Origin of the sequence: Acetobacterium bakii, from assembly GCF_001263355.1 — a bacterium.
In the GTDB taxonomy this organism is placed as follows: domain Bacteria; phylum Bacillota; class Clostridia; order Eubacteriales; family Eubacteriaceae; genus Acetobacterium; species Acetobacterium bakii.
The window spans coordinates 1-12,427 of record NZ_LGYO01000080.1; the positions used below are offsets into that span (position 1 = coordinate 1).

Annotated in this window: 13 protein-coding genes and 1 rRNA gene; 12 read left to right on the forward strand and 2 right to left on the reverse strand. The window is 41.6% G+C overall.

The window, feature by feature from the left end; translation table 11 throughout:
* From AKG39_RS20370 to AKG39_RS19010, 3 genes are all read left to right on the forward strand, one after another.
* Positions 1 to 201 (forward strand): hypothetical protein (locus AKG39_RS20370; RefSeq protein ID WP_207642518.1); only part of this gene is annotated, 201 nt, incomplete at its 5' end.
* Between the two features lie 53 nt (positions 202 to 254).
* Positions 255 to 1,190, forward strand: a complete 936-nt coding sequence (locus AKG39_RS19005) for a glycosyltransferase family 2 protein (protein ID WP_050741985.1) — start codon at positions 255 to 257, stop codon at positions 1,188 to 1,190.
* On the forward strand, positions 1,191 to 2,675 hold the full coding sequence (locus AKG39_RS19010) for a hypothetical protein (RefSeq protein ID WP_050741986.1): 1,485 nt from the start codon (positions 1,191 to 1,193) through the stop codon (positions 2,673 to 2,675). It abuts the gene before it with no gap.
* 70 nt (positions 2,676 to 2,745) lie between these two features.
* On the opposite strand, the gene AKG39_RS19015 is transcribed toward AKG39_RS19010, so the two are convergent.
* Both AKG39_RS19015 and AKG39_RS19020 read right to left on the reverse strand, forming a co-directional pair.
* Positions 2,746 to 4,104, reverse strand: a complete 1,359-nt coding sequence (locus tag AKG39_RS19015) for a sensor histidine kinase (protein ID WP_050741987.1) — start codon at positions 4,102 to 4,104, stop codon at positions 2,746 to 2,748.
* Positions 4,101 to 4,820 carry a response regulator transcription factor gene (locus AKG39_RS19020; RefSeq protein ID WP_050741988.1) on the reverse strand — a complete coding sequence of 240 codons (720 nt, stop codon included), beginning with the start codon at positions 4,818 to 4,820 and terminating at the stop codon, positions 4,101 to 4,103. The genes AKG39_RS19015 and AKG39_RS19020 overlap by 4 nt, the downstream gene beginning before the upstream one ends.
* A gap of 207 nt (positions 4,821 to 5,027) precedes the next feature.
* Between AKG39_RS19020 and AKG39_RS19025 the strand changes: the two genes are divergently transcribed.
* The 9 genes from AKG39_RS19025 to rrf all read left to right on the forward strand — a co-directional run bounded on the left by AKG39_RS19025 (position 5,028) and on the right by rrf (position 12,323).
* A complete protein-coding gene (locus tag AKG39_RS19025; RefSeq protein WP_050741989.1) occupies positions 5,028 to 5,942 on the forward strand; it encodes an ABC transporter ATP-binding protein in 915 nt (304 codons plus the stop codon).
* The gene (locus AKG39_RS19030) at positions 5,939 to 6,691 is read left to right on the forward strand and encodes an ABC transporter permease (RefSeq protein ID WP_050741990.1); all 753 of its coding nucleotides are present in this window, start codon (positions 5,939 to 5,941) and stop codon (positions 6,689 to 6,691) included. Before AKG39_RS19025 ends, AKG39_RS19030 begins: the two co-directional genes overlap by 4 nt.
* 3 nt (positions 6,692 to 6,694) lie before the next feature.
* Positions 6,695 to 7,429 (forward strand): ABC transporter permease, encoded by a 735-nt coding sequence (locus tag AKG39_RS19035; RefSeq protein WP_050741991.1) that lies wholly within the window; start codon positions 6,695 to 6,697, stop codon positions 7,427 to 7,429.
* A gap of 448 nt (positions 7,430 to 7,877) precedes the next feature.
* Positions 7,878 to 9,368, forward strand: a complete 1,491-nt coding sequence (locus AKG39_RS19040) for an arylsulfotransferase family protein (RefSeq protein WP_050741992.1) — start codon at positions 7,878 to 7,880, stop codon at positions 9,366 to 9,368.
* A 127-nt stretch (positions 9,369 to 9,495) separates the two neighbouring features.
* Positions 9,496 to 9,696 (forward strand): hypothetical protein, encoded by a 201-nt coding sequence (locus AKG39_RS19045; protein ID WP_050741993.1) that lies wholly within the window; start codon positions 9,496 to 9,498, stop codon positions 9,694 to 9,696.
* Positions 9,697 to 9,915: 219 nt separating this feature from the next.
* Positions 9,916 to 10,509, forward strand: a complete 594-nt coding sequence (locus AKG39_RS19050; RefSeq protein WP_050741994.1) for a TatD family nuclease-associated radical SAM protein — start codon at positions 9,916 to 9,918, stop codon at positions 10,507 to 10,509.
* Positions 10,510 to 10,550: 41 nt separating this feature from the next.
* Positions 10,551 to 11,267, forward strand: a complete 717-nt coding sequence (locus AKG39_RS19055) for a peptide arginase family protein (protein WP_083439680.1) — start codon at positions 10,551 to 10,553, stop codon at positions 11,265 to 11,267.
* 52 nt (positions 11,268 to 11,319) lie between these two features.
* Entirely contained in the window at positions 11,320 to 12,132 is an 813-nt protein-coding gene (locus AKG39_RS19060) for a hypothetical protein (protein WP_050741996.1), read from the forward strand.
* 74 nt (positions 12,133 to 12,206) lie between these two features.
* Positions 12,207 to 12,323, forward strand: a 5S ribosomal RNA gene (gene rrf, locus AKG39_RS19065).
* Positions 12,324 to 12,427: the final 104 nt, after the last annotated feature.

Consider the following 12,427-nt stretch of genomic DNA (forward strand, 5'->3'; position numbering starts at 1 on the left):
AGTGGAGAAATTGTTTCGTGTGAAGCTGGCAGCGAAGCTCATGGCAGTTTCGTAATTACCTATATTTTTTTTAAATTTAGATTTCTTAAAATATTCTCTTTCCGCGGTTTTCGTGATATAATTAAAATAGAATCCTCCTTTGGGAATGACTTTGCAACCATCAAGCAAAACCCATATAAGGCCGGATTTTATTTTTTTTGAAAATTACTGAGTTTTGAACTTAGGTTTAACGATGAGAGAGAAAGGGACGCGTTATGGAAACTGAAACAATAAGTATTGTCATCCCTTGTTATTGCGAAGAGGAAGTTATTCCCATTTTTTATAATACCCTTATTCAAGAGGCGGTTTCTCAATTATCAGAGGTGAATTTTGAAATTTTATTTATCGATGACGGTTCCAAAGATGATACCTTAAAGATAATAAAAAATCTCGGGATAACCGATAGCCGGGTAAAATATGTATCTTTTTCCCGAAATTTCGGAAAAGAAGCGGCCATCTATGCTGGATTAAAACACGCCACCGGAGATTATGTTGCCATTATGGATGTTGATTTACAGGATCCCCCGGAATTACTCATTCCAATGTACGAAGCCATTATGACCGAAGGCTATGACTGTGTGGCCACCCGGCGGGAAACCAGAATCGGAGAGCCTTCCATTCGGTCTTTTTTTGCCAGACGATTTTATAAGCTGATCAATAAAATATCGCAGATGGAAATCATGGAGGGTGCCCGGGATTTCCGGCTGATGAAACGATCCGTGGTAGCGGCTGTTTTGGAGGTCGGCGAATACAATCGTTTTTCAAAAGGTATTTTTGAATGGGTTGGTTTTAATACAAAATGGATTCCCTATACGAATGCAGAACGGGTTGCGGGAGAAACCAAATGGTCTTTTTGGGAGTTATTTCTTTACTCAATGGAAGGAATCATTGCTTTTTCCACCGCGCCTTTGGCCATTGCATCGGTCACCGGCCTGATCTTCTGTATCCTGTCTTTTCTGGCCATTGTGGTGATTATTATTCGGGAGATCCTCTGGCATGGCTCTGCCTTTGGCTGGCCATCACTGGTGTGTATTATCTTTTTTATCGGTGGGATTCAGTTGTTTTGCACTGGTATTTTAGGCCAGTATCTGGCCCGGACCTATTTGGAAACAAAAAAACGACCGATTTACATTGTAAAGGAACACAATTAAATGAATGCAAAAAAAAAGATACTATTGTTTTATGGCATACTTTCAGGAGTTGCGTTGCTTTTTTTACTGTTTTTTTCCTATGGAACCAGTCCCTTATTCACCAATAATTATGGTATTTCAGATTCCTCAGTCTTTTTAATCATTGGAAAAGAAATCGCTAATGGCGCGGTTCCATATATTGATATATTTGATCACAAGGGTCCAATATTGTTTTTTTTGGAAGCTTTAGGATGGTTAATCAAGCCAAATGGTATTGGGATTTTTTTTATTCAATGGATTTTCATGACCCTAAATTTGATTATTATTTTAAAAATTGGAGCATTGTTCTTTAATAAAAAATTGGCCTGGATCCTTATTATTTTCTTTTTGTTAATTTTAGCATCGACCTTTGAGGGCGGAAATCTAACCGAGGAATATTGTTTGCCATTTCTTTTGTTGCCGCTTTATTTATCACTGAAGTATTTTAAAAAACTACCCCAGGGGATCCCGATGCACCCCCCTCTGTACGCCTTGGTTTATGGTATGTGCTTCACACTGATCGTATTCATTCGCTTAAATAATGCCGTGCTCATCTGTGCTATTGTATTGGTTGTGATGATTCAGCTTTTGAGTAATAAAGCCTATCGCAATTTTTTTGATAATGCACTGACCTTTTTGAGTGGTTCATTTGGCGTCTTTTCGGTAATCGCCATTTATTTTCTGATAAACCATGCCTTTGGCGAAATGATTTACGGAACATTTTTGTTTAATATGAAGTATGCCGAAGGCTTAACCGGGATTACAACACCTGATGAGCTGGTTAAATTTGCTTATTCGGTTTCTCCGGTCATTTTTTCAGGGGCCATGGGTATTATTTATTTATTTAAAAAAGAAAATCTGTATATTGGGTTAATATTAATCATTGGTTCGGCCGCAACATTTTTTTCACTGCTATTGGGAGGCGTTTTCTATCATTATTTTATATTAACAACGCCATGTTTTATTTTGGGTATTATCCTAATGATCGATCTTTATGTTAAAAACCGAAAAAGAATATGGGTAGAAGGATACCGCCCTGTTGCTATCGTCATAGGTATGCTGTTTATCGGAACAGCTGGCATATATTTGAACTTTTTAGATGAAACAATCAATGATATTGCTATAAACCAACCCCAAAGAGACTACTATGAGAATGCCTTAAGTATTAAAAGTTCGATTCCTCAGGGGGATCTGGACAGCGTGTTTGGTTACTCTGTTCCGGCCGGCTGGTTTTTAATGGCGGATATCACCCCCTGCTATAAATATTTTACCTTGCAGGAATGGTGGGGATTATATGATCCGGAGGTAATCCTTGAAACCAATGAGATGCTTGAGAATAATCCACCCAAATGGATTGTAATGAATAATGACAAACAGACGAATCAAATCATTTATGATATTCTTGCCACGAAGTACCAATTGGTCACCCAGGATAAGGTCGTTGCCCTGTATCATCTTAGTATTTAACAAGAAAAACCCTCAGTTTATCAAAATGATAAACTGAGGGTTTTTCTATAATTTGTTTATAAAGTATAATTTATTGCATAAAAATCATTGAAGCGCAGCATCCACCTGCTGTTAAGTTTTCAAAACGTGCTCTGCCACCATGAATTTTAAGGATGCGACGGACAATGATCAGGCCAAGGCCATGGTTTCCCAGTAATTGTGGTTCATCCAATGCCTCGGAATTTTCAAGAAATTCAGGGGGATATCCTTTGCCATTATCACTTATTTTAATGACCCAACCGTCAAAACTGTTTTTGGCAGAAAGATTAATGGCACAGCCTTGCTCATTGTGTCGGATGCAATTGTCGATTAAGTTTGTTAAGGCCCGGCGGATGAGTTGTTCATCGCAAAGCAGGGATGGGCAGTTTGAATCCTCGGTGGCATTGATGGAAAGAGAATAGGGTGCAGCGAGTCCATTATTAATAAAATCAACTGCCACACTCCGGATTAATTCCCCCGGAGAAACCATCGTGAGGCAGGTGGGCTGCATATCATATTCAAGCTTGGAGGCAAGGTTTAAATCACTGATAAGGGCTTTAATCCGCTGACTTTGCTGCCGGATAATCCGGGCCTGATCCTGTTCGGAAGCCGGTAGATTGGGATTATTTTCCAGTTCACTGGCATACCCCATGACCATCGACAGGGGGGTGCGAATGTCGTGAGAAACCCCGGCAATCCATTCGGTGCGGGTCTGATCCCGGTGGGCCAGTTGTGTTTCCTGCTGGTTGAGAATCACCGATGTTTCATTGAGAATCCGGGACACTTCCCCAGTAACACCACCCGTGGGAAGTGTCAGGGGTTCTTTTTTTGGTAGGGCGGTAATGCCGTTATAAATGGGTTTCAGCTTGCGGTAGAGCCATAGTCCCAAAAATAAGGCCAACGATAGGGCCACCACCACGTTCAAGATTAAAAACCCCACCAGTAAACCGGGTACATGGGAAATGGTATCTTCGGTGGAGGTAATATTGTATTTCCAGATGCTGTTTTTAGGGTCGCCTAAAACCAATAGTCCGTCGGGATGCTCCCAAACCGATACCGGATAGTCATTGAGATACCAACGACTAAAGGATGCCACATCGGTGAGGGTGTAGTTCAGTGAAATATCCCCGGGCAGGTTTTTGTTCCAGATCACATGGCCATCCCGGTCAATCAACATGGCCCAGGCGTACTGTTCATCCATAAGACTCACAGCAGCTGCCTCAAGCTCAAAAACACCGTTGTTGTTGATGAGTCCATCGGAAATATCGGAAATGGAATATTTAGGAGGCTGACTCCCGGAATATTTCAGCATCCAGTTAGTGATAAACGCCATATTAATGATGACTAGTAAAAGCGCTATCGCGGCGGTCAGCAGAATTGATCGGAAGATGATTTTCCGCAGGCTTTTCATCGATTTCTTTCCTTTGCCAGTTTATAACCCATACCCCGGATAGTCAGCAGGTATTGGGGTTTAGAAGGATCCGCTTCAATTTTTTCGCGGAGCCGTCGGATATGAACCATCAGGGTGTTTTCATAACCGTAGAGATCATCATCCCAGGCGCTGCGGCAGAGGCTGTCGGCGGTGACGATATTGCCCTGATTTTCCCAGAGTTTTTTCAGCAGGGCATGCTCCTTGGCGGTCAGGGTTTTTTCGCCAGCACCGGTTTTAACGATACCGCTATTAAAATTGATGGTCACAGCCCCCAGTATCAGACATTCTTCCCGGTTTGGTTGCAACAGCATCGGTTGATATACCCGGCGTAGGATCCCACTTAAGCGCAGCACCAGTTCCCGGGGCAGAAAGGGCTTAGTAATATAATCATCGGCACCCAGTCCCAGGCCAAGCAGCCGGTTTTCGTCCTCATCTCGGGCCGACAAAAACAGCATTGGTACATTTGCTTTTCTCCGAAGCTCCTGCATCAGCGAAAAACCGTCGCCGTCAGGCAGCATGACGTCTAAAATAACGCACTGGGGTTTTTCAGAATCGAAAAAATCCCGGGCCTGTTGGCAATTTTCGGCGGTCACAACCTGAAAGTACCCAGCCTGATTCAATATTTTTTTTACCATAATTAAAATTTCCGGTTCATCATCCACAACCAGAAGTTTTGATTCAAAAATTGTTTTCATTATTAATCACCTGAATATATTATACATGAAAGAACCGGAGGTAATTAATGGTTTAACCAAAATTAAGGTAAAAGTAAGGCAGGCGACAAAACCAGGTAAGGTCGATGGGCTATCATAAACAGGTAGCAGACAGGCAATTGCGAAAGTGCTGTGAGAATTGTTTTTATTTACTTTCGCAAGGGCATAAATAAAAAGGAGTGGGTATTTATGAGCAATGTGATTGAGACCAAAGGCCTCAGCAAGGAATATGGGCATGTTTATCGGGTAAAGGATGTGGATCTCTTAGTTCCCGAGGGCGCCATCTATGGTTTTCTGGGACCGAATGGTGCTGGAAAATCAACAACCTTAAAAATGATATTAGGGTTGGCCAAACCCACCACCGGGGAAATTTCGGTTTTCGGAAGAAAGGTGAACAGTAAAAATCGATTGGCGAATTTAAGGGACGTGGGATCACTCATCGAGTCACCCAGTTATTACGGGCATTTAACCGGAGAAGAAAATTTGCGAATTTTTCAAACCCTGCGAGGAGTTCCTAAAAAAAACATCGCGGAGGTACTAAAAATAGTCCGACTGGATCAACAAAAAAACAAAAAAGTCAGCCAGTACTCGCTGGGAATGAAACAGCGGTTGGGGCTGGCCAGCGCCCTTTTGGGTTATCCCAAACTGCTGATTCTGGATGAACCCACCAATGGGCTGGACCCCGCCGGGATTCAGGAAATGCGGGAACTGATCCAGTCCCTGCCCCAAAAATTCGGGATGACGGTGGTGGTCTCCAGCCACCTCTTAAGTGAAATTGATCAATTGGCAACCCGGGTAGGGATTATCAGAGAAGGGGAGTTGGTTTATCAGGATAGCTTGTCCAGGCTCCATGAGTACAGCCAGCATCATCTGGCGGTGCGAACCATGAATAATGAGGTGACAAAATCATTCCTGAGCAAAAATGGAGTTGACTGGGAAGCCCAGGATGATTATCTGATTATTCCCCGGATGAAGGATACGATGATGGCCGAAATCAGCACGGTCCTGGGCCAGAACAATATTGGGGTGGTTCGCATTGAAGAGCGCAAAAAGAGTTTGGAAGATATATTCCTAGAGCTGACGGGAACGGCGGTAAGTTTATGAAAGCGGCAATCCGAATGGAAGCCCTAAAAACCCAGGGGCGAAAGATCTGGCTGGTGGTGGCGGTGATGATGGGGGTTCAGATGTTATGGGCGGCCTGGGCCATCTCAAATAAGGATGCCAATGACCTGGTTCAGGGATGGCTGTTTTTTCTATACCAGTTTCCCATGCTTAACTGCATTATCATGCCGGTGATCGCTGCGGTGGTGGCTTCCCGCTTAAGTGATGTGGAACATAAGGGACAAACCTTTAAACTCCTGGAAACCATCATCCCGGCCAATCGAATCTTTGACGCCAAGTTTATCTGGGGCAGTGTTTATATGTTTGGTGCAGCTTTGGGACAGCTGGCCATCATGATTGTCATGGGTCTGATGATGCATTTTGGGGGACCGATTCCCTGGGGTGCTCTGGGGGGTTATTTGTTTTTCACTCTAGTGGTGAGCCTGACTATATACGCGTTTCAACAGGTGGTGTCGATGCTGTTTATCAATCAGATGGTGCCCATGACACTGGGACTGATGGGCGGTTTTATTGGTTTATTCAGCATGTTTTTCCCCCAGAGCATGCAAAAGTTTGTACTCTGGAGCTATTATGGGGTACTGATGCAGGTTGGCATGAATTGGGATCAAAGCACCCGGGTGGTGGATTTATACTGGACGGCCATCGATTGGTCAGGTCTTGTTCTGATTCTGGTTTTCTTTGGCCTGATTTATACAATCGGTCGAATTTTATTTATAAGAAGAGAGGTCTGAGGGATGCTTATACGTGCTTTAAAAGCAGAAATGATTAAGATGCGGCATAGCCCGGTTTGGTTGGCGTTTTTACTGATTCCCATTATTCCGGCCTTTATGGGAACCTTCAATTATCTCAACAATCTGGGAATGTTAGAGAATGAATGGTATAGTCTCTGGACCCAGCATACCATATTTTCCTGTTATTTTTTCTTACCGGTACTGATTGGTATTTATGCATCTTACCTTTGCCGGCTGGAACACACCAATCATAATTGGAACGCCGTTATGACGGCGCCGGTTCCCATAACCCAGATGTTTCTGGCCAAACTCATTATGGCTTGCACAATGGTAATTCTGACTCAGATCTGGATGGGCATTTTATTTATCATATCCGGATTATTGGCGGGTGTGACCGGAACAATCCCGTTGGAATTACCGATTTGGCTTTTCTTTGGCGCTTTAGGCGGTATGGTGGTGTGCGCCCTGCAGCTTTTTATATCCCTGGTGATTCGCAGCTTTGCAGTACCGGTGGGGATTGCTTTGATGGGCGGTGTTGCCGGTTTGGCAGTATTGTCAAAAGGTTATGGCATCTGGTTTCCCTACGCCTTGATAACCCTCGGTATGCGGGCCAATGATCCGACGGCACCGATGTCGGTGGGAGAAGTTCAATTTCTTTTAACTTGTCTTGTTTTTCTGGCAGGTTTCAGTCTCTTAGCCATCACCTGGTTAAAAACACGGGATGTGGTGACGGGGTAAATTAATTGAGACAAAGGAAGATAGGATAAATAAAAAGCATTGCAAATAAAAATCAAGGTCAGTATTTATCTTTGATAAATACTGACCTTGATTTTTATTTGCTGTTTGTGTTATCAGCTGGGTGGCTTGCAAATTCCACAGGGAGTGAAACCCTGTTCCAGGACTTCCGCTGAAATATTCTACCATAGCTCTGATGAATTTTGTTTATAAAATAGTGAGGGGAACAGAACCCGCTAAGATTTAATAATTTAATAAAGGATAAAAAAGATTGAAAGTATTTTTCGCAGGGGTCGTTAAAACCGCAAGAACTGTTTACCTTTGGGAAAAAATACGTTACAATAGGACGTGAGTAAAAAATGAGAATGTACACAGGTTCCCTTATTAAAGAAAAATAGTGCTAGTTTTAAGAGATCTATAGGATAATAATTTTGAAAATGGAGGAAAATTTATGGATAGTTCGAAAAAGTTTATAATTGTCTCGATCAGTGCCGCGGTGCTGTTAATAATTTTAGTCAGTTGTACCCTTGCTTACTCGGGAAGGGATAATACATTGATGTCCGATAAAAGTCTTAACCTTGAAATCAATGGATTTAATGTTGAATTGCCACTGGCAGAGGACGGTGCTGTTTACGATGCTGTGAGTTTAAGTTCAGTTACCGCCAATAGCATCAAGCTGAAAAATGATGTCGGTGCGGTGGTTAAGATTAACGAAAAAAGTATTGGCACAGGAAAAACCATGGAATTAAAACTGGAGCAATTAGCCGCCGGGGAACTGATTAAAATCGAGGTTGGGAATGAAAAAGATAAGCGGGTTATTTATTTGCGAACCTTGTCATCTCAATTGCCAGAAATGGTTGTCACCGGAGAGAGTCCCTACGAGGGAAATTATTATGCCACGCTCAGTTCTGGTGGGGCGGTATTATACGAACTCAATGCCACCGGAGATGTTGTTTTTTATATTGCAAAATCTGAGGAAGATGCCAACGGTGAAAGCTACTGGGATTTTAAAAAACATGTACTTGAAGATGGAAAAATAAGATATAGCTACCAGCGATCATATCCAAGCCCGAGTGCGGCTGCTTTTTCGGACTACACCCTGGGAGAACGGGTGATTCTTGATGAAAATTATCACGAAATAGAAACCATTACCTTAGCTGAAAGTGAAAATGCCAGCGCCGGGGATCTTGTGGATGGCCATGATTTCATTTTAATAAATGATGATCATTACATCGTTTCGGCCTACCAACTGAAAATGGTTGAAAATATTCCCGCCAACCTTTCGCCCGACCCCATGGGTTCCAAGGTTGTAAGCACTTTAATACAGGAAGTAAAAGCCGGAGAAGTGGTTTTTGAATTTGCAACTAATGATTACCCGGAACTTTATACGTTGAGTACTGAAAATAATTATGCAAATTCAAGCAATAAAACCCCGAATTACGCAAATTTAAATTCAATGACCATTGATCCAGTGGATAACAACCTGATTTGCTCATTTGGAAATTTGAACACGATTATGAAAATTAATCGGGAAACCGGGGCTATTCTGTGGAATCTATCAGGAGCCGGGGATCAGTTTGGACTTACAGAAGATCAGAAAACCTCAAAGCAGAGTGATGTGGAACTAACCGAAGATGGGTACTTGACAATTTTTGATAATGCCACTAATTCCGGGCAAACCCGAGTGTTAAAATTAAAACTGGATGAAGTTAATAAGAAGATTCTGGAATATAAAGAATATAAGGTGCCCGGCCATACAACAGTGGCTGGCGGCAGCGTCCAAAAAGTTGGCGACGGTCTGGAAGTCTATACCATCAGTTGGGGAACCAATACCGATGGATTAGCAGCACTTACAGAGGTTGATTTTTCCAGCGGTAAGAAAATTTTTGAAATGACCTTACCCCAAGGCGTTTTCAACTATCAGGTTCAAAAATTTAAATAAACCATGGGAAAGCAGGTATAATCCACGAAGTGGATGGTATTTTTCCCTATAAATAAATTGTATGGACATGAAATTTGAACTATAATGAGCTAAGGATATGAATTAGAATACAAAGGAGAAAAATTAAATGGCACGTAAAACCATTGAAAAATTTAAAAAACAACCAGAAACCGACGGCGTTGAAATTCTGGAAATGGAGTTGATCTCCTATAATTACCCCAAGGGTGGTGTTGGTATTTGTCCCGAATGTGGCGGAAAAATGAATGGTATAGCTCTTGACTGGGAATGTGAAGCTTGTCAATTAAAACTCATCGGACCCTTGTTTTAAAGAAAACCAGTAAAACACATTTATCCATGCAGGAATGTTTGGGAATGTGTTTTTTTATTCTTAAAAAAATCTGCTTATTTTGACATGTTAAAATAATATGTTAAGATATTTAGTAACGTTTAAGCATACAATGACAGTAGCTTGTCATCAATAAAGCAACTCTGGGAAATACCCATAAAATAATAAAAATCAATCAAAAATGTTTTTGGAGGAAAGAAAATGACTATCACCTATGAATTAGGGAAGTCCCTATATGTTAATATAACCAACCGGTGCAGTAATGCCTGTACCTTCTGTATAAGGAAGGATGAACCCACTATAAATGGTGTTGATGAACTTTGGCTTGAGCGAGAGCCCACCGAAGCGGAAATATTAGATGATATTTTAAAAAGAGATTTGAATCAATATGATGAATTGGTGTTTTGTGGTTATGGTGAACCCTCTTATCGTCTGGATGAAGTTTGCCGGATCGCCAGGAATGTGAAGGCGGTCTACCCCATCAAAATCCGGCTTAATACCAACGGCCATGGCAACCTGATTTTCAAAAAAGACATGACACCTGAGTTGGCAGGGGCTATCGATACGGTTTCCATTAGCCTTAATGCAAAAAACAAAATAGAATACGATGACCTATGCCGTCCTGTTTTTGATGATGCATTTCAGGGATTGCTGGACTTTGCCCGTCGTGCAAAGGCTTATTCCAAGGTTATATTAACCATTGTGGACATACTGCCGGAAGAAGATCAGGAAGCCTGTCGAAAAATCTGCGAATCAATTGGTGTTGATTTAAGAGTACGTTCTTATATTGACTGAAGTTTGAAGATTCATTATTTACCCGGGCAATGGCAATGGTAATGGCATCCAATAATATCAATCCGAAGTGTGTGAGTTTGAGGGCTAAAAAAATTGTGGTGGTGGATGATCACCAATACGTGCTGCTAGCCTGGGCAGAGCTTTTTAAAAAGACCCAAAAAGCCCATACGCTGGTGAGCATCGACTATCATCCCGATACCAATCCGTCATTTTGGCTTTATGCCTTTCAGAAGGCAATGGCCATCGACCCCGATCGGGAAGCGAGCTTAGTTCCAATTTTTCAACAAAAGCTGATGGCATCCATTGACCCATTAGATATTAAAAGCGTTGAGCGGGTAATGGAAAAAATGCGAAACGATGAGCATATCAATACAGCCATGAACCTGGGATACTTAAAGAATTATCATATGATTAATTGCATGGAGAAACATCAATACGAAACAGGTCACCACTATTTGGTGGCAAATGAGAATTTTGGAAGTCTGGATGACAAGATGTTTAAAGATGCCGGCTTTTCCGTAAAAAGCATAGAAAAGGAAGCCTATATCCTAGACATTGATCTGGACTATTTTTCATCCCGGGAGAGTTTTCAATATCAGTCGGAAAAAAGCATCGTTTTTAAAAAACTTGTGCTGGGGGCCAGCCTCATTACCATCGCAAGGTCGGTAACTTATTTTGACTACTTAAAAAAAGACGATTTTTCCATTGCGGAGTGTGAGGATAACCTCATCACACTGATAGGAAAAATTATTTCATAGAAATGGAAAAGGGAACTCACGTCACTAATCGGTAAATGAAGGAGATAAGTATATGGCTGTGTATATTCAAGAGCATAGAATAATAAATACACCCAAATCCATTTGTGAAGAACGGCTGATAACAATAGCAATAAAAGGTTATGCGTTAAGAAACAACCGAGTGATAGATAAAGAAACAGTTATTACCCTTGAAACAAAAAATGCTTTTTCCTCTAACGGCCAGCGAATTACCATTGCTTTAAAGGAAGAGGACGAGCAAACCACCGGCGTAACCATCCGTTCCGAACTGACATCCAATATCCAATTAAAGGACAGAGGCATTAATCAAAAGAATATTGATATCTTTTATAAGTATCTTGAAATACCAAAACAGGCAGAGGATGGATCGGCTACCGATAGAGAGCCAAAGATTGCTCATAAAGATAAAAAGAGGTCAAAAAAGAAGTTTAACTGGTTTAATAATACCCGCACCTGTCAAATGCGGATTATGGCAACCTACCTGGGGGGGCATAACGATTTAAAGAAATCCCTTAAAGGTAGTCTGGAAATTCATACCCATGGATTTGAATTTTGTGTTCTTGGACCAAAAATTAATATCCCGGCAAGTTTTATTCACGATGTCAAGGTGTGTGGCAACGCTGAAATAAGAGCGAATCCAGAATGGCTGGCAGCTTGTTTAAAAAACACTCTGACTAAAAGCGATAGCAAAAATCCCACGGGGAAAGAAAAGAAAACTAAGATTGTGGTTTCATATCTTAATGAAGGGGCCTCAGATTATTGTATTTTTAACGCAGACAGTCAACTGTCAGGTGAGGCCGACGCAGCGAAAGCGGAAGTGCTGATCAGAAAACTAATGATTATTTAAAAAAAATAATAAAGCGCTTGACAACGTACTGAAAAGAAAGTATACTGTTCAAGTAAATTAAATATGTTAATTAGTCTCGCGACGATGGCGGAAGGGCTACACCTGTTCCCATACCGAACACAGAAGTAAAGTCTTCCAGCGCCGAAAGTACTTGGTGGGTAACTGCCTGGGAGGATAGGACGTTGCGGGATTTTTTTTACCCTTACTGTGAGTTTTCACAAGGGGTGAACAAAGCCCAAACAAAAAATAAACTTTTAAAAACAGCTTGACAACGTGGGCAAATGACGATACAATA

Coding starts and splice junctions, on each gene's coding strand:
- AKG39_RS19005 (WP_050741985.1), top strand. CDS start 255: ATGGAAACTGAAACAATAAGTATTGTCATCCCTTGTTATTGCGAAGAG.
- AKG39_RS19010 (WP_050741986.1), top strand. CDS start 1,191: ATGAATGCAAAAAAAAAGATACTATTGTTTTATGGCATACTTTCAGGA.
- AKG39_RS19015 (WP_050741987.1), bottom strand. CDS start 4,104: ATGAAAAGCCTGCGGAAAATCATCTTCCGATCAATTCTGCTGACCGCC.
- AKG39_RS19020 (WP_050741988.1), bottom strand. CDS start 4,820: ATGAAAACAATTTTTGAATCAAAACTTCTGGTTGTGGATGATGAACCG.
- AKG39_RS19025 (WP_050741989.1), top strand. CDS start 5,028: ATGAGCAATGTGATTGAGACCAAAGGCCTCAGCAAGGAATATGGGCAT.
- AKG39_RS19030 (WP_050741990.1), top strand. CDS start 5,939: ATGAAAGCGGCAATCCGAATGGAAGCCCTAAAAACCCAGGGGCGAAAG.
- AKG39_RS19035 (WP_050741991.1), top strand. CDS start 6,695: ATGCTTATACGTGCTTTAAAAGCAGAAATGATTAAGATGCGGCATAGC.
- AKG39_RS19040 (WP_050741992.1), top strand. CDS start 7,878: ATGGATAGTTCGAAAAAGTTTATAATTGTCTCGATCAGTGCCGCGGTG.
- AKG39_RS19045 (WP_050741993.1), top strand. CDS start 9,496: ATGGCACGTAAAACCATTGAAAAATTTAAAAAACAACCAGAAACCGAC.
- AKG39_RS19050 (WP_050741994.1), top strand. CDS start 9,916: ATGACTATCACCTATGAATTAGGGAAGTCCCTATATGTTAATATAACC.
- AKG39_RS19055 (WP_083439680.1), top strand. CDS start 10,551: ATGGCATCCAATAATATCAATCCGAAGTGTGTGAGTTTGAGGGCTAAA.
- AKG39_RS19060 (WP_050741996.1), top strand. CDS start 11,320: ATGGCTGTGTATATTCAAGAGCATAGAATAATAAATACACCCAAATCC.